Raw genomic sequence first — 17,348 nt, 5'->3', positions numbered from 1 at the left:
GCGTTCACACTCCCAGCCTTATCCGCCTACATTCCTATACTCAGTGACCATTAGTGGCCCCTTCATAGCCACACCCAAAACAATACCGCCAAGCATAACTACCCATAGATTCGTGCTCCGCATATGCCACATAAAGAATGACAAGTAAAGGCAAACTAGAAACACCGTCGACACCACGGCAGCGATTATATTCGAGGGCCTCTCCTCGAACCGCCTATAACTACAGCCAAGCACTACCCCAAACAAACCTAACGCTATCGGCGCAAAGCCGCCAAAATCCATGACAACCTCCGTTATGTATGTTCCTACATTACAGGGCATAGGAACAAAACGAAACGGTAACGAAGGCTCGACATTAAAACTCGCGTCAACTTTAGATAACTGCTTATATATAAAATGAAATGTATTAGAACCGAAACGATAGTCTGGGTCCATCAAAAAGCCGTTAAGATAGGCTATAGGCTCGGTGAAATATAGTACCGTACGATATGTTGAATACTCCACCTCGACCAACCTTTGCATCAATAAGGAAATACCCTCAGGAACCACCGTTGCCCTCGCCCGCTGACCATTAATCGCAAAAAAAGCGACAACAAATGGGAACGAAACAACAATTGCCCGGACCGCTCCCACCGAACTACGACACCCTAGTGCGCGACCGACAATGACATATGGGACTAATAAAAACAGTACTGCATACATCACATTGTTCCGGCCGCCGAACGTAAACGCATTACAAAGGCCTAGCGCAATCACAAGAAGATGGCGCCGCCTAATTCCCCATGCCCTGCCCCTAACCCCCAGAAGCATTAAACTAAGATAAATCAATGGCGAAAAATAGCCAAGCAAGCCGATCTCGCCATTCTCGCGATCAGAATATACCTCTGCGACATCAGAGACGATAGCCCCTAAACCATACCTCCCAAAGACAGCAATTGTATTTGGAACAATTGCGGCTGCAGCCACCACTGCGGTAGCAGCAATATACCTATCGAACACATCAACAGCATGATCAGACAGCCCATCCCAGCCTGCTCGTTCACCGGAGCGCCTAATACCATAGCCCAGACCGACTCCTATTGTGGTAGCAATTTCGCAAAGCAAAACCAGCGTAAGTGTTTTCACGCTAAGGTCATCATACAGAATAAGACGACTAGAATACAGAACCAGAGAGCCAAGCCAAACCATATAGTAGGGTGTCAAAATATTTACCCATCGGCCAAAAATCCATCTGGATATGCAGGCAAGTATTACGGAGCAAATCCAAACTGACAGTATCATCAGACTGGCCACCTACCCCGCACCCTGAAAGCCAGCAGTCTAATTAGCGAACGCGTCTGTTCTTTTGTAGTGAACCTGAAGCGCTCTTCCCTGTTAGGTCTAGCGGACCGAGTCGCGCGATCTTCCAGATGACAAACGCCTAACGAACTCAACATGCCAGTCTTGTATCCCGCCGCCCTCGCATAATCGAAAAGAATGTCTTCTTCTGCATACATAAATGTTCCAGGAACAAACGCAACACTCTCGTTCACTATCCATAATTGAGTGTAAATAATGCAAGCTCCGTGAAGAACAACATCCTTGTAGTCTTTCCCTGTGACAGCACCATGATCTATCACCTGTCGCCTCGAGATCCTGAGATCACGCTTATCTAGTACCCATTTTCCAACCAAAGGTATTCTCGAAGCACCAAGCCAACAAACGTTCTTGAAAACCGCTTTGACAACACCTAGATTACTCAAAGGGGTCATACGCAGCGGATTTTGCGGCCTCCCACTCAAATCGGCGATTCTCGGACCTACTAAGGCGTAAGGACAAGACCCCACTATGTCGCACAAAGATGCTGCTGATACAGATGGTTCAACGAGTACGTCGTTGTTCATGACTAGAATGAGGTTTGCCTTCAACTGCTCCTTTGCGTAACGGTAGCCAACATTGTTTCCAGCGGCAAATCCAAGATTCTCTTGAGTCTCTATAATAATAACCCGATGTTCGTCAGCATATTTTAGTCGAAGCGAATCACAGGAACCATTCTTTGAGCCGTTGTCAACAACCACGATCCAATAATCGGCCTCCCCGTTTACATCTCGAATCGCTTCAACACACTGTATGGTTACGTCACTATCCAGGTAGTGGAGGATACTGTAGGCAACAGTTACGCATCCCGCAAGCATTCTTATCGGCTCCTATACAGCATTCGTCTACGTAAATCGTGCCAGCCGATAGGATTGAAGAGGGTCGGTACGACACACTTAAACATTGGCCACCACTTCCTCTCCTTGGCTGCGACAAAGGCTAACTCAAACCGATGCGCAGCATAAATACGCCGCTTTCGCAGCCAACCTAGATTGCGTAATGTCGGCCTCTCTATCTCAAAAAATTTTGCCTTAATTTTTACTAGATCATTGAAGCATGGAGCGTTGATGGTAGAATCGCAGTGAGATACTACCAGCACTTCATTTAGCGGTTCAATCGCCGCGTGACTCATGAAGTCCGCGAAGAGTTGCAGGTCCTGATGCCTTTCTAAGGCTTCGTTGAATCCACCCATCGCCTCAAACAGTGACTTTCTGCATAGAAATGTAGGGGTAAATAGCGACACTTCTCGAAGTAGAATACGAAATTGTAGATCATTACTGTCGTAAGGGTGACACTCCCTTACAGTCAAACCGTTCTTTTTGACAACGTAAAGGCACGTTACGCCGCCAACCATTGGGTCTGCACATAACTTCGCTACCTGTAACTCAACCTTTCTCTCCAGCCACTCATCGTCGTCGTCCAGAAAAGCAATGAATTCACCGTTGGCCGCTGCAACCCCCGCATTCCTTGCTGCAGCACCATTGATATGCTTACGCTGCGTGATTAACTTCACAACACGGTCGCAACTAGCATACGAATCAACAATCTGCGCAACAGTCGCAGAGAAACTACTACCACAAGGATTATCGTCAACTACCAGGATCTCAAGATGTGGGTATGTCTGCTTTACTGCAGATGCAATCGCACGCGATAAGGTTTCCGTACGCCTGTAGGTCGGGATAATGCAAGAAACAAGCGGCGATATAAAAGCCATCTCTTTATGCCCCTTTCAATGTGCCAAACTTACCCAAGTCAACCTGATACAGACGCCTACGCCCCTCGAATGCTCCATCGAAACAAATGGCTCCGCCGTCTCTCCTCCATCGAGGATGCAAATCGCATCTCACGTCATTATCGTACCGAAAAGGAGCGTACACCCTAGCAATTGTTTCCCTGATCGACCCAGCCTCATTAAATATCTTGATCGAAGATAGTCTTCGTCGATCAGGATAACTATCAAATAAAACGTACTCTCCAGACGGAGAGTAACTTGGGTGACCGTCATTCTCAATATCGGGCCAAAGGCGTGATGCTTTGGTAGTACCGTCCTCAAGTAAGAAGTAGCCGTTGAATGCCTGTCGACGAGCAAAGGCTAACACTGTCGAATCGTTTTTCCAAAAACAATGGGAAACCATTCCTTCGTCGCTTAGATTCCAAATATCTTTACCGTCCACTCCGCAGGTAACCAGTCTTGTGTACTTTCTACCCTTAACATACCAACGGTGCAGCACCATGAATCGCTCATCAGAAGGATTCAGCATAAGATGATTGACTTTATGCTCAGCACCTTCCATATCATCTCGGTGGTCTAAAGATAATAGTTCGCTGAACTCCAGGACCCTGGACACTTCTCCCGTGCGTAAATCGATTTTACTCACGGCCGCCCCATCCGGCACAAGCTGACCATCCGTAGCATCAGGCACATTTGAATAGCCATACCCTGGCCGCAATCTATGCAACCGCGCAAAATCTAGCGTAAGCGCAAATGAACCATCTGAACTCACGGAATAGACAGGACTCGGAATTATCCTTTCCTGCCGGGTATGAATATCCACTATAACTGAGCAAAACAGCCCGGAACGAAAGTCATTAAAAATGATCTTACTTCCATAATCCGGCCCGAGCCACTGAGCCATACATCCCTGTTGCACATTCCATGATCGAGATTCCGCAACCTTCAAGACCTGTCTATTATCATGCATGTCTAAGACGAGCAGATCTAAAACATCCTTTGGTGCAACAGCACTAACAGTGTCCTTTGCGGACATGCACAGTACCTTAGTCCCGCTTGCGTCCCATGGCGACTTATCGTAGTATCCGAAAAAGTACTCGCGATCGTCATTTGGGGAAATTACTTCTACATTACCAACCATCTGCTTGCCGGGCGCTCCTATGGCAAACGCTGTCTGATATCCTCTCTTCAGAAGACGCTTCACTCGAGGATACTGGCTCAAACGGTGATTGATAGTTTGCTCAAGACTCATTCTGGCATCCCTGGTACCAAGAGATCGTTTCACGGATCCCATCCTTGAACATCATAGAGGGCTCATAGCCAAGAGCAGTTTTCGCAAGGCTAATATCAGCATGAGAATGTCGCACGTCACCTGGTCTAGCAGGGCCAAACTTTGGCTGCACGTGTACCCCAAGTAGACCGGATATGGTTTTATACAACTCGTTCAAGGTAGTTCTTGCTCCACATGCGATGTTATATGCGCAACCGGCTGCTGAAGATGGCGCCAGACACGCGAGCAAGTTTGCGCAAACTACATTGTCGATATAGGTAAAATCTCGCGACTGCTCGCCATCGCCATTTATCAACGGGCATTCCCCATTGCTAAGCGCCAGAACAAAACGTGGAATCACTGCAGCATACGCACCTTGCGGGTCCTGTCGTCTACCGAAAACGTTAAAATACCGCAGACCATATGTGTCCAGTCCGTATGTCCGATAGTACAAGTGCCCATACTCCTCATTGACTCGCTTCGTCAAAGCATACGGTGAAAGTGGCATACCGATACGACATTCAACTTTCGGCAACGAAGATTCATCACCATAAACTGAACTGGAGGAAGCATAAACAAACTTGCGAACATCGTTCAGTCTTGCCGCTTCCATCATGTTGACCGTGCCGCCGATATTAATCATTTCATAAGTAACTGGCATCTCCATGCTACGCGGAACAGAGCCCCAGGCAGCTTGATGAAGTACGTAATCCACACCTTGTGTGGCTTCCATGCAAGTCTTCATATCTCGTATGTCGCCCTCAATTAAGGAGAATCGCGTATCGTCATACAGCCCCATCAAGTTAGCCTTACGCCCAGTCGAAAAATCGTCGAGGCACCTAACTTTGCAATCCATGCCTACCAAGCTATGACACAGGTTCGATCCGATAAAACCGGCGCCCCCGGTCACAAGTACTGTTACACCATGGGGAAAACCTGAAAGTGACGCCTGCATATTAAAGCCTTCCGTAATCAAACCCAGCACTTAGCATAGTCTCGCGATCAAGTAAGCCTTTTACATCAAAAATAATCGGGACATTGCCCGGATCAGAGTAACATTTCCGGAGCGCTTCAGTGCTAAGTGATTTGAACTCAGGGTGAGGTGTCGCAATCACGATCGCATCCACCCCACGTATAGCCTCCATGTCGCACAACTGAATCTCATAGTGACTGAACACATCTACTGGATCTGCCAGGGGATCAGACACAACAGGAAGAATACCGTAGTCCTTAAACTCATCTATGATATCGACAACCTTAGTATTTCGCGTGTCTGGACACCCTTCTTTAAAGGTAAGTCCGAGAACCGCTACAACAGCTCCTTTAATCTGCACTCCGTTTGCGATCATCTTCTTTATGACTTTATGAGCAATATATGCGCCCATAGAGTCGTTAATTTCCCGGCCGGCTAAAACGATCTGGCTCTTATACCCTAACTGTTCCGCCCTGTATGTTAAATAGTAAGGGTCGACACCTATACAATGGCCGCCAACTAAGCCTGGAGTAAACTTCAGGAAATTCCATTTCGTACCGGCCGCTCTCAGTACTTCTTGCGTATCTATGCTCATCCTATCAAAGATCAAGGAAAGCTCATTCATAAAAGCAATATTGATGTCGCGTTGAGCGTTTTCAATAACCTTAGCTGCTTCGGCAACTTTGATAGACTGGGCCCTAAACACGCCGACGTCAATCACCAGGTTATAAACCTCGGCTACCTCGTCTAGGGTGTTCTGATCCATACCTGAAACAATCTTAACTATGTTCGCCAAACGATGCTCACTATCACCTGGATTAATGCGCTCGGGAGAATAGCCCACAGCAAAATCAGAACCGCATATAAGCCCCGATTCAGTCTCAAGAATCGGAACACAGATATCCTCCGTCACACCGGGATACACTGTTGACTCGAATACTACAATTGCTCCCCGACGCAAGTTCTGCCCAACAACTTTGCACGCTGATCGCACCGGCCCCAAGTCAGGCCTTCGGTCACTACTAACAGGTGTCGGAACCGCGACAATCACAAATTCTGCCTCAGCCAGCCTCTTCGCATCAGCAGTAAACTCTACGGAGCACGCACGAATCTGTTCAGCACCGACTTCCTGTGTTGGATCCATGCCTCGATTGTAATCATCTATCTTTTTTTCATTACAGTCGAAGCCAATTACGTTCACCTTCCGAGAGAAAGCAACAGCAATCGGCAATCCAACATAGCCCAAACCAACAACGGCAAGGGAACCCGTGCGTTGAAGAAGCCGTTGACAATAGCTGGAACCACGTGTAACAGCAACGTCTGCGATAGCCATTTTTCAAGAAGTCCTTTCCAGACTAGATTGCGCGAAGCAGACCAACAATCGACCCGATACCGTATGACGAATGAAAAACAAAGTAGCCAAGCATAGTCAAGCCAACCACCGAGGCATTCCTGCTCATCCGAAGCGCTGATATGCAAGCAAGCGTACCATACACCGCTAACACTCCCACTAGCCCCCAAAATACTGGTAGATACATCGCCCCAATTATAACACTCAGGCTCAGCGCTAGAACGAACAGCAAAGGGACGACATGACGAATAGCGAGCCCGCTTCCAGATCTTCTAAGTAGGACCATATTCCAATAGCCATTACCAAAGGCCTGGCGAGTCAAGCCAGTCAGCGTGCTACGCGGAAAATAGGTCGCAGTAATACGTGGATCAAAATAGAATCGGCCTCCCGCATTGGTAATTCGCAAGTGAAACTCCAAGTCCTGGCTGCGCTGGAGAGATTCGTCGAATCCTCCCACTGAATCAAACCATTTTCGATCATATAGCCCGTAAACAACGGTATCCACGTAACCAGGACGGTTAGAAACGCGGAAAGTCGAATTCCCTACCCCAAACCGCGACGACACGACATTCCGCATCGCGATTCCCATTTGTGTCGAAGCCACAGTCTCAAGTCTACCGCCCACCGCTGCACAAGGATGTTCCTTCATAGAACGTACAGCTGTCGAAAGAAAGTCGATTCCTACGGTAGAATGAGCGTCAATACGAACGACATACCGACCTTTCGCTTGCTCAAATCCTCGGTTCCAGCCAGCAGCTAAGGTCCTGTTCGGATTCTCCAAGAAACGGATTTGAGGATACGCCACATTATTATGTATATAGTTATCCACTGTGCTTTTCGCAACCTCGACCGTGGAGTCTTCGGAACGACCGTCAATGACTATAATTTCGTACATGTCAGTGGGATAGTCCTGGCAAAGAAGCGAACTGAGCGCTTCACTAACATGCTGTGCTTCGTTATACGTGACCAACAGGGCTGTCACAAAGGGGTATTCTTCTAAAGAGGCACTTCTAGAGGCCTGAACTATCACTGAACTGTTTTTCCAATCTCATAGCGAGCGCTTCTGGGCCCAAATACCGCAAGTACTGTGCTCGCGAGGATACGACAGTCCCGTTTTATACTGAATAGTCGGACATCCTCCAGGTTAAACTGCATCTTGCGTGGAAGAACTCTCTCTATGTATGCACTGTCAACGTCACTTGCACCTTCGAGTAACTGATCTTCATTCCTAAAAGCGACACTTGCACTCGAAGTGATCCCAGCCGGAACCATCAGCGTTGCCAGTTCCTCGCCAGAGAATGTTTCAACATAACGCACAACTTCAGGCCGAGGCCCTACGAAACTCATTCTTCCCAACAAAACATCAAACAACTGAGGCAACTCGTCCAAACGCTTTCCTCTAATAAAACTCCCCACTTTGGTAATTCGTCGATCTCCCTTAACCGTGATCTCCAAACTACTGCCCTCTGCAAAAATAACCATTGTGCGAAATTTAAAAATGCGAAACTGCCGCCCATACTGAGTCACTCGAACCTGACGAAAAAAAACTGGACCAGACGACTCTAGTCTAATCGCGAGCGCAATTAGCAACATCAACCATGACAACAGTAACAGCAACACAACCGAGACGCTAACGTCGAAAGCACGCTTAAAAAGCATCGATCCGCGCTTGTTCCTAAGAACTTCATAATAGGGTCTGACTGCCGAATTACGAAACTGGGGAGGCAGAGAGTCCCATTCCACCCAATTCACCTTCCTGCTCCCTCCTGAATTGCAGAGTATAGGGCCGAAGCAACATATTCGATATCATCATCGCTGAGGAGATTATGCAGCGGCAAAGACAGAGCATTTTCATACAACTTGAGTGCGTTAGGAAAACTATCGATACTAAAGCCTAGACGCCTGTATCCTGACATTAGAGGAAGTGGCTTGTAGTGTACGTTGCATACTACACCCTGTTCTGCCATCGCTTCGATGATCGCATTTCTCTGTTTAAGAGAAGCACTTTCTACTCGCACCAGGTAAAGATGACAAGACGAAAAAGATCCCTCAGCAAAATGATCCAGACTGTTCACCATAGTTCCAGTAAGCAGTCGGTCATACTTTCTCACGACGTCCTGCCTACGTTTAAGCACCGCACCATAACGCTTGCACTGACTAACACCCAGCGCGGCTGCAATATCGGTCATGTTGCACTTATAACCGATCCTCGAAACATCATATTCCCAGGAGCCCATTTCGCTCTTTGCAAGTGCATCTTTGTTCTGTCCGTGCAACGATAGCAACATGATCTCTTGATATAACTCGTCATCGTCAAAGGGCAGTCCGCACTTCCATGTCAGAGCCCCCCCCTCTCCTGTTGTTAGGTTCTTTACTGCGTGAAAACTAAATGTTGTGAAGTCTGCTGCTGCACCTGACTTTATACCGTATTTCATAGCACCAAAACTATGAGCGCCATCGGCAATGACCGCGATCCTTCCCAATGCTGCCTGACGATCAGAGTTGGCAACAAAACACTCCTTCATTTCGTTCACAATGGCCAGCAACTTCGGGTAGTCACACATTCTGCCTGCGATGTCTACAGCAATGATTGCTTTCGTTCGTTCAGTTACCGCTGCCCTTACTGCAGCCAGGTTGATGCCATAATCGTCTTCATTAGCGTCAATCATCACAGGGGTTGCGCCAAGGTGCACTACCGGAGATACTGAAGCAGTGTAGGTATATGCAGGAACAATCACTTCGTCCCCGGCCCCTATGCCAAGCAAGCGCAGTGCAATTTCAAGCGCTGCAGTAGCTGAATTCAAACAGGCAGCACGCGCAGCCCCTGCCCATTGACATATTAGTTGTTCAAACTCCTTAGTCTTTGGGCCGGTCGTGATCCAACCTGACCTTAGAACAGCGCTCACTGCGGCAATATCTTCTTCCGTCAGCGCAGGAGGAGAAAACGGTATCAGTCTGCCTGTTGGCATTACTCAAGTCTTTCTCTAGACAGTCGTTGGCTGAAAGGTAGGTACCGCATCCATTAGAACCCGGACTAGTTCCTCCCGGCCCGAGTCAAGCGATGCCTCCAGATCTCTCAAATGCAGCTCAGTGGCCTCCGGAGAAGGAAGATCACCTATCGCAACACTAATCTTACGGTCTTCCGTGGAACGTACGCTCTCAGATTGCATAGAGAGTTCTTCATATAGCTTCTCTCCTGGCCTAAGCCCCGTAATCTCAATTTGAACATCTCGTTCAACCTTCAGCCCTGATAGTTTGATAAGGTTCGCCGCCAAATCATAGATCCTGACCGGTTCCCCCATATTGAGCACATAGATTTCCCCCCCAGAAGCTAACGCACCCGCAGTGATCACGAGTCGTGCAGCTTCAGGGATGGTCATAAAGTAGCGAGTAATATCCCGATGTGTCAACGTAATGGGCCCCCCCTGTTTCAGTTGGCGCTGGAACAGGGGGACAACAGACCCATGACTTCCCAACACGTTGCCAAATCGAACAGCAGCGAAGACCGTTGAGGACCGGTTTGCCATAGATTGAATGACCATCTCACACATTCGCTTTGTAGCACCCATGACATTTGTTGGATTGACAGCCTTGTCCGTAGATATAAGAACGAAATGGCTGCACCGGTAGTCGATGGCCAGCTGTGCAACATTTCTAGTACCGAAAACGTTATTATAAACAGCTTCTCTGGGATTATGCTCCATAAGAGGTACATGTTTATGCGCCGCGGCATGGAACACTACATCAGGATGATGCTGAGCAAAACAGTTTCGGACCGCCACAGTGTCTATTATAGACCCAATTTCCACAACTAGTTCTACTGTTGCAAGTTCTGACGAAGAGTTAAGTTCATGCAATAGTTCGTAAGCCGTGTTTTCGTAAACATCGAAGATCACGATCTTCCTAGGCCTAACCGTAATGAGCTGACGCACAAGTTCCGCTCCAATCGAACCCCCCCCCGCCCGTTACCAGCACTATTTTCCCGGTCACATAACCCATTCTACTCAAGTCAAGAAGAGTTTCCTCCCGGCCAAGTAGATCCTTTACATCTACTTCCTGAAGAACAAGCCGCCCCTTCTCATCAATAGGAATGTCGCGCACGTTCGGGAGCGTCAAAACACGCAGCCCTGTTTGTAGGCAGGTATCAAGTACCTTCTTTTTCTGCGCTGCCGTGGCGGAAGGCATGGCGATCACGATCTGGTCCACCTGACAGTCCTGGGCAACTTTCACGATATCGGCACAGTTACCCTTGACCTTAACTCCATGAACTCGCTGCCCAACCTTTGCTGGATCATCGTCAACAACACCAACTGGGTTACCTACAATGTCCTTATCCCCTGAGAGCATGCGTTTAATCGTCAGCGACCCTGTTTGGCCGGCACCGACAATCAGTGTCCGTGGGCGGCCACGTCCTTCATCAGTTAGCAGAAGTTTCAGCGACCTCCCGCCGAGAACCGCTCGTATCGTCATTCGCGAGCCTGCGACAAGTATCAACGTTACAGCCCAAGCTGTACCGTACTCCCGCAGAGAGAAACCACCTTCAAAAAATACAGCCAAAATTCCCGACGTCACGCATGAAGCCAAGACAGAAGCCATCGTAATGCGAGTCGCCTCCGATATGGAGGCATAACGCCAAAGGCTATCGTACATGTGAAATGAAGCAAAGATGACTACGTTTACAATTGCAAGTATGCCTATTGTGCAAAAGGGGCCTAACGGGGACATGGTTCGATCCCAGCTAGTTCTTCCCCATGCGGCAACATATATCGCGACGTACGTCGCCGTGACGTCACCAACAATTAGGGATAAAGGCTCGACACGCTTTAGCAACATGCGAGATGACTCTACCCATCCCGCCCCAGCCCTCCAGGCGAGATTCGAGGTCTCATTCATCCTGTGGTTTTCACCTTCTATGGTATTATGGAACAACATGTTTGGGTATCTTCAGCGCAGGCAAGTCAATGCATTTCTGATTCTAGACAGTTAATGAGCGCGCTCATACTGTGCACACAACGCCAAATGCGCTCCCCTACCTCCAAGTACTTGGTTCGCGAGCACCGATAAGGGTCACTTATCCAATCGTCCCCTGCGACCGCCATCTTCGACTGTCGGGTTACAACCGCTTCGATCAACTCTCCCCAAATCCTGCGTTCACTCATAGGAACAAGTTCTGCCACATTGACAAAACGTTGAAGCGAAACCACCTTCTGGATCTGTTCTGGATAGTTTGCTAGGATCCATGCGTTGTGCTCCGGGCCGAAAGTCAGAATCAGATCTACGGTTTTGAGATGTCGCCCTGTTAACTGCTTAGAAACGTGATCTTCTGTCGACACATCGAGACTAGCTGCGATTGCACCCATAACGGGATCAATTGGGCTTCCCTCGAGCGCACCTATACCAGCAGATGCAACACTGATTTGACTGCCATCTACCATCTTTCTCAACGCACAGGCCGCAAAAGCAGATCGACATATGTTTCCAGTGCACACAAAGAGAATATGAGGAGCTTGGTGAGTCTCGTACTTCATACTTGAGATCGCCCTGGAGACATTCAACCAGCCCGGCAACTCTGAAACTGTTATAGTCCCAGTTCTTTGAGACGTCCAGTCCGGGAATGCTGCAGGCGGGTTCACCCCCTGCCTGACCATGTAGTACCCTCCTTTATGGCGTCATTCTCAAGCATATTCACAAAGTCCGCTGTACTGCTGCCCTTGCCTACAGTCGACGCGCCTGGCTTCGGTGTGACCTGTTCGGCCTGATAGGGAACCATTTCTGGATCCTGTTTCGTGCTTTTACTGCGGCGCCGCCTGCGCTCATTGCGGTCCTTGTTGTCCACCTGATACGCCACCGATGTGTAAGCATACTCTGTCTCACCGTATCGCAAGCGTCCCAGGCCAGAGACCGGCACCTGATTCAGGACAACGCCAAGCACTGTGCCACCACCACGTTCAATAGTATCCTTAGTCAACTTCAGCTGATCCGTGGTGGTCTTCTTTGCCCTGGCAACTAGAACAACTCCATCCATGCGCTCAGACACTGCGACAGCGTCAGTCACCGGGAGTACCGGTGGAGCGTCAATGATCACCAAGCGATCAGTAGCCAGGTAATCGACAAGTTGACTCAACCGTTCTGACCCAAGCAGTTCGGAAGGGTTAGGCGGCGTATCACCTGCAGGAATTACGTGCAGGCCAGGAACCTTTGTTTGCACCATAGCCTGGTCCAGAGTCGTGGCCCCTACCAGCAACTGCGAAAGACCTGGCTGATGGCCAGGCAAGTTGAACCTCTCTTTAAAGACAGGCCGCCGCATATCTCCTTCAATAAGGACAACTTCCTCTCCCGCCAGAGCCATAACTCGCGCTAAGTTAGTGGAGACCGTGGACTTACCTTCACCCTGAACAGAGGAAGTCACGATCAACTTATGCAGCCCCTGATCCACACGCGCATAACGCAGGTTAGTGCGAAGCTTGCGCAGAGACTCCTCCACCCGGTAATCGTGCTCCTGCTCCTCCGGCCCTTGAGCAAGTACTTCGGAAGTCGGCACCAAACCAATTACAGGCTCATCCATCACTGAAGAAACATCTTCAGAAGTACGAATTCGCTTGTCCAGCAGCGCACGCAACAAAGCCAGAACGTATCCAATCACCAATCCACCTACGACACCAGCACCCATGTACTTGGTAACGGAAGGATTTTTTACAGTGCTCGACAGCGTCGATGAAGACATCAGCACGATCTCCACCGGCGAGTTCTCCCCTTCGAGCCGTTTCACCTGCTGCTGTGCCTGGTGCACGGTCTCGTCTGCGATCACCTGAGCCCGACGGGGCGTCTCTCCCGTGGCCGTGACATTAATAGTCAGCGAGTTAGCCTGGTTGCTAGCCTTGATACTACCGGCCAAAGCTGAGGCTGTAGTATCCAATCCCAGTGTGTCAATAACCCCCTGCGCCACTGCCTGGGAAGAGAAAACCGACACAAAGGCCTTAACCTTTTGATTAGCCAGCTGAGAGGCACTGTAGTACGCACCAGCCCCACCAGCACCTGCATCCTCAGGCATAGTCACCCGCACGTAGGCGATAGCCGAGGCTGAGTAGCTGACAGGTGTCGTAAAGATCAGACCAGCCGCGCCAGCTAGCCCAAGGACTAGGCCCAACACGATCAGGCCGAACTGTTGCCGAGTAACCTTCAGCAAGTCTTCAAGTGTCATCTCAATCCATCGTTATACTCATGCGCACGCTAACGAGGCGCGGGGCAGCCATCACTCCCAAGCGCTTCGTAGCCACACGTAGACATGTGACAGGCCAGACTGCAGTGGCACTGCCTCTTGGCACCTCAGCATCTCGACTGGATATCAAGCAGCTGCACCTCTGCCTAGCCGGATGATTATGGGAACGATCGGGCTGCAACGGGGACGTTTGCTTACAACTTGGGACGATACCACCGCCCTAGGTAACAAGCTAGGGTAGGTTTCTTCTCAGTCCCTGTCCTGGCAAGCTGACTCCAGTTGTGTTATATGACGCCACCTCACAACTCATGCCAGCCGGTACATCCACCCGTAGGGGTCCTCGGCTTGGCCGTACTGAATCGAGGTCAAACGCTCGTACACCTGCTTGGTGACTTCCGCACCTCGCAACTCCAGATCAAAGCCCTCCCCCACCAGGCGTCCAAGCGGCACCACCACAGCGGCAGTTCCGCAGGCGAAGACCTCCGTGACCTCGCCGGAGGAAATCCCCTCCAGCAAGGCCGTCAGAGCAATGGTCTCCTCGCGTACCTCCCGGCCCTCATCAGCCAGCAGCCGCAGGATCGCGGAGCGAGTATTGCCCTCCAGGATCGTCCCTGTGAGCCTAGGCGTGCTCACAAAACCATCGGCATGAACCACCATCAGGTTCATGCCGCCCAGCTCCTCCAGATTGGACTCAGTCACATCGTCCAGGAAACAGACCTGATCACAACCCCGCTCGGCAGCCTGCTGCTGCGGCAAAAGGGAGGCGGCGTAGTTGCCGCCGGTCTTGGCGTAACCAGTGCCACCACGACCCGCCCGGTGGTAGTCCTGAGACACCCAGATGCTGATCGGCTTAAGACCATTAGGGAAATACGCCCCCGCCGGGGACGCGATCACGTAGTAGTCGACCGTCCTGCTCGGACGCACGCCCAGGAACGCCTCCGAGGAGAAGGCAAAAGGCCGCAGGTACAGGGACTCTCCCGCACCAGAGGGCACCCACTCCACGTCAGCCCGCACCAAATCCACCAGTGAGGCCACAAAGTCCTCCTCCGGCAGCTCAGGCACAGCCATCCGCCCAGCAGACAGGTTCAGGCGGGCCGCGTTGTAGCGAGGCCGGAAGGTCCACACAGAGCCGTCCGCGTGCCGGTAGGCCTTGATCCCCTCAAAGATCTCCTGCCCGTAGTGGAGCACGCTCGCCGCCGGAGACAGGCTCAGCTCCTGGAAAGGAACCACGGCCCGCTGCCCCCAGCCCTGCCCGTGCACCCAGCGGGCGTGCGCCATGTGATCCGTGAACACCGTCCCAAAATGCAGGTCCGCCAGAGCCGACGCCCTGTCCTGCACGCTGGCAGGCGCAGGGTTCGGGCTCAAAGGGAAACGGCCAGCCAGACGGTCCGCTGCCGGAAGTGGCACAGCCGCCGCCCGGGACAGAGGCGTGTCAAAGGAGCTGGTAGGAGACGAGAGCCGCGTGTGCATACGGTCACCCTACGCCTCGCCGTCTGCCACCAGGCTCCTCTCTCAGCATGTGGCAGATCCCAGGCAAGAGGAACACTTCACTATCCCAGCCACACGCTTACCGAGCAGGTTAGAGTGTGCTCATGCCCCAGTTTCCAAGGAAACCTATTGTCCGTGCGTGCCTGTCAAGCACCGCTGCCGCCTTGCTGCTCAGCGGCTGCTCTGTCCTCGGAGGTGGTGGCGGCACCAGCGCGGCAAGCCCCACAGCTGATTTCACGGTCCCCGCCGGCATGACCATGCCCACCCCCCTGCCCACCGCGCAGCCAACCGCCCTGCCTGACGTCAAGATCGGCATGCCCAAGGTAACCGGGTACCGGCAGGTTCCCAGGGCCACCGACACCCCGACCGCTATGGCCTCCATGAGCCCCGGCTCCGAGGTCACCACACGCACCTGGGCCTCAGCCGACCCCTTGTGCACGATCCAGGTAGACATCACGCGCTCCACCAGCCTGCTACTCGCTGGCGGAGACGACCGGCATCTCAGCGCTGCCTGGAACGAAGGTCTGCAGAAGAAGCTGCAGGGCTACCAGGAGACTGCTAGCGGGTCCCGAGTGGTGGACAACGGCAACAGCCCCTTCACCGGTATATCCACCGACTTCACTGCAACCATCCAGGACACCAAGGTGGTAGGCCGGTCCTTTGTCCGAGTCTTCTCCAAGAGCGGCACCCAGGTATCCGTCACCCACACCTGCTCCGCAGAGCAGATCGACCAGGACGCCTGGAACCAGGTCCTCGGCGGCCTGACCATCAGCCCGGCAGACGACACCAGCTGGCCCGGGGCCACCACTGCTGCCACGCCGACAGCCACGCCCTCCCGCAGCTTCTACACCCCCACGCCCGCAGCCCCCTAGAGCCATAGCAGGTCTCGTGCACAGGCTCTGAGGCGCCCAAGGCCTGGGTGCTTTGGAAACCGCAAAGGCTTGGGCTCGGCCCCATCCGGGGGCCGAGCCCAAGCTACCTGGTCATGGCTGCCGAGGAGCCTCCCCACCCCCCGGCTGAGGATTCGGCTGCGCCGGGTTGCCGCCATTGTCCCCGTCGTTGCCGCCGTTGCCATTGCCTCCCTGGTCCCCTCCGGGGTCCGCTGGGGCAGGCTGGTTGTTATTCCCGCCGCCATCGGCAGGCGGGTTAGGCTGATTGTCCGGAGGCTGCTGACCACCTTGCCCGGGGACCAGCTGTCCGCCTCCCTGGTCAGTCCCTCCGCCCGGGTTCTCCTGCGGCCTGTCCTGGCCGGTACCATGAGTGTTGTCAGCACCACTCCCGCCATCGTCCGCCCTGCCGCCCCCGGCCTGGCCGTTGTTACCAGCCTCGCTCCGGCGCGTAGCACCACCGGAGCCAGAGCCCTCTTGCCCCGAGTCCTCCCGCGGGTCCTCAACAGTGGTGCGTGAGCCGTCACTGCTGCTGTCCGCCCCAGGGCTCTCCCGCTGGCTGACAGCGTTCTCCACAGAGGCCACGGTCTCGTTGAGCGCCGCCAGCGAGTCAGTGATCGCCTGCTTGTCTGTGCCTCTCAACGCCTCTGTCGCCTTGCGCAAAGCCGCCTGGATCCTGGTGTACTCCTCCGTGAGGGTCCGCCCAGACAGGGCGTCTATACGCGAGCGCAGCCCAGAGAGCGTCACCTCACCATCAGCCTTGACCTGGGTGATGTCTGTGGAGCTCACCTCCGCACCGCGCGCCTTCGTAAGCGCGTCACGCTGGGCGCTGGCAGCGGCAGCCACTGCCGCGTACCCGGCATTGTCCGCGAGCATCGCCGCCGTGTCAGACTGCAGCAGGAACTCCTTGACCTCGGCGTCCGTCATAGGCATCTTCGCAACCGTGGCCGACGAGCCGCAGGCAGTCACGCTCGCACAGAGCGCGCCAGCAGCAATCACCTCCAGGCTGTTACGGAGCAGTAGACGATGGTTCACACGCATGTGTACACGCTAGCGCACAGACGCCCGCTCC

The 17,348-nt window shown here is 52.2% G+C and carries 16 protein-coding genes; 1 reads left to right on the top strand and 15 read right to left on the bottom strand.

Annotation, left to right across the window (positions count from 1 at the left end):
* Window positions 1–18: 18 nt before the first annotated feature.
* The 14 genes from DR039_RS07085 to DR039_RS07025 all read right to left on the bottom strand — a co-directional run bounded on the left by DR039_RS07085 (window position 19) and on the right by DR039_RS07025 (window position 15,371).
* Window positions 19–1,188, bottom strand: a complete 1,170-nt coding sequence (locus DR039_RS07085) for an O-antigen polymerase (RefSeq protein ID WP_172458372.1) — start codon at window positions 1,186–1,188, stop codon at window positions 19–21.
* A 92-nt stretch (window positions 1,189–1,280) separates the two neighbouring features.
* Window positions 1,281–2,174, bottom strand: a complete 894-nt coding sequence (locus tag DR039_RS07080) for a glycosyltransferase (protein WP_111836709.1) — start codon at window positions 2,172–2,174, stop codon at window positions 1,281–1,283.
* 2 nt (window positions 2,175–2,176) lie between these two features.
* Window positions 2,177–3,070: a glycosyltransferase family 2 protein gene (locus DR039_RS07075; RefSeq protein WP_111836708.1), complete on the bottom strand. Its 894-nt coding sequence runs from the start codon at window positions 3,068–3,070 to the stop codon at window positions 2,177–2,179.
* A 4-nt stretch (window positions 3,071–3,074) separates the two neighbouring features.
* The gene (locus DR039_RS07070; RefSeq protein ID WP_111836707.1) at window positions 3,075–4,340 is read right to left on the bottom strand and encodes a TolB-like translocation protein; all 1,266 of its coding nucleotides are present in this window, start codon (window positions 4,338–4,340) and stop codon (window positions 3,075–3,077) included.
* Window positions 4,330–5,343 (bottom strand): SDR family oxidoreductase, encoded by a 1,014-nt coding sequence (locus tag DR039_RS07065; RefSeq protein WP_229116872.1) that lies wholly within the window; start codon window positions 5,341–5,343, stop codon window positions 4,330–4,332. Before DR039_RS07065 ends, DR039_RS07070 begins: the two co-directional genes overlap by 11 nt.
* Complete coding sequence (locus DR039_RS07060) at window positions 5,315–6,664, bottom strand: nucleotide sugar dehydrogenase (protein WP_111836705.1); 1,350 nt, start codon at window positions 6,662–6,664, stop codon at window positions 5,315–5,317. Before DR039_RS07060 ends, DR039_RS07065 begins: the two co-directional genes overlap by 29 nt.
* Window positions 6,665–6,686: 22 nt before the next feature.
* On the bottom strand, window positions 6,687–7,664 hold the full coding sequence (locus DR039_RS07055; protein ID WP_170166863.1) for a glycosyltransferase family 2 protein: 978 nt from the start codon (window positions 7,662–7,664) through the stop codon (window positions 6,687–6,689).
* A 44-nt stretch (window positions 7,665–7,708) separates the two neighbouring features.
* A complete protein-coding gene (locus DR039_RS07050; protein WP_111836703.1) occupies window positions 7,709–8,341 on the bottom strand; it encodes a sugar transferase in 633 nt (210 codons plus the stop codon).
* 89 nt (window positions 8,342–8,430) lie between these two features.
* The gene (locus DR039_RS07045) at window positions 8,431–9,651 is read right to left on the bottom strand and encodes a DegT/DnrJ/EryC1/StrS family aminotransferase (RefSeq protein WP_111836702.1); all 1,221 of its coding nucleotides are present in this window, start codon (window positions 9,649–9,651) and stop codon (window positions 8,431–8,433) included.
* A 15-nt stretch (window positions 9,652–9,666) separates the two neighbouring features.
* On the bottom strand, window positions 9,667–10,614 hold the full coding sequence (locus DR039_RS11535; RefSeq protein WP_229116871.1) for a UDP-N-acetylglucosamine 4,6-dehydratase family protein: 948 nt from the start codon (window positions 10,612–10,614) through the stop codon (window positions 9,667–9,669).
* Window positions 10,592–11,278, bottom strand: a complete 687-nt coding sequence (locus DR039_RS11530; protein WP_229116870.1) for a nucleoside-diphosphate sugar epimerase/dehydratase — start codon at window positions 11,276–11,278, stop codon at window positions 10,592–10,594. Before DR039_RS11530 ends, DR039_RS11535 begins: the two co-directional genes overlap by 23 nt.
* A gap of 362 nt (window positions 11,279–11,640) precedes the next feature.
* Window positions 11,641–12,210, bottom strand: coding sequence for an arsenate reductase/protein-tyrosine-phosphatase family protein (locus DR039_RS07035; RefSeq protein WP_170166862.1), 570 nt, complete (start codon window positions 12,208–12,210; stop codon window positions 11,641–11,643).
* A 101-nt stretch (window positions 12,211–12,311) separates the two neighbouring features.
* Window positions 12,312–13,883 (bottom strand): polysaccharide biosynthesis tyrosine autokinase, encoded by a 1,572-nt coding sequence (locus DR039_RS07030; RefSeq protein ID WP_111836701.1) that lies wholly within the window; start codon window positions 13,881–13,883, stop codon window positions 12,312–12,314.
* Between the two features lie 324 nt (window positions 13,884–14,207).
* Window positions 14,208–15,371: a branched-chain amino acid aminotransferase gene (locus DR039_RS07025; protein WP_111836700.1), complete on the bottom strand. Its 1,164-nt coding sequence runs from the start codon at window positions 15,369–15,371 to the stop codon at window positions 14,208–14,210.
* 122 nt (window positions 15,372–15,493) lie between these two features.
* Here DR039_RS07025 and DR039_RS07020 point away from each other — a divergent pair, with 122 nt between their 5' ends.
* Window positions 15,494–16,261 (top strand): hypothetical protein, encoded by a 768-nt coding sequence (locus tag DR039_RS07020; RefSeq protein WP_126622199.1) that lies wholly within the window; start codon window positions 15,494–15,496, stop codon window positions 16,259–16,261.
* Window positions 16,262–16,372: 111 nt separating this feature from the next.
* On the opposite strand, the gene DR039_RS07015 is transcribed toward DR039_RS07020, so the two are convergent.
* On the bottom strand, window positions 16,373–17,317 hold the full coding sequence (locus tag DR039_RS07015; protein ID WP_126622197.1) for a hypothetical protein: 945 nt from the start codon (window positions 17,315–17,317) through the stop codon (window positions 16,373–16,375).
* Between the last annotated feature and the right edge of the window lie 31 nt (window positions 17,318–17,348).

The organism is Actinomyces bovis, assembly GCF_900444995.1.
GTDB classification, from domain to species: Bacteria; Actinomycetota; Actinomycetes; order Actinomycetales; family Actinomycetaceae; genus Actinomyces; species Actinomyces bovis.
Note: the sequence above shows the minus strand (reverse complement) of the source record. Positions and strands in the feature narration are given on the sequence as shown.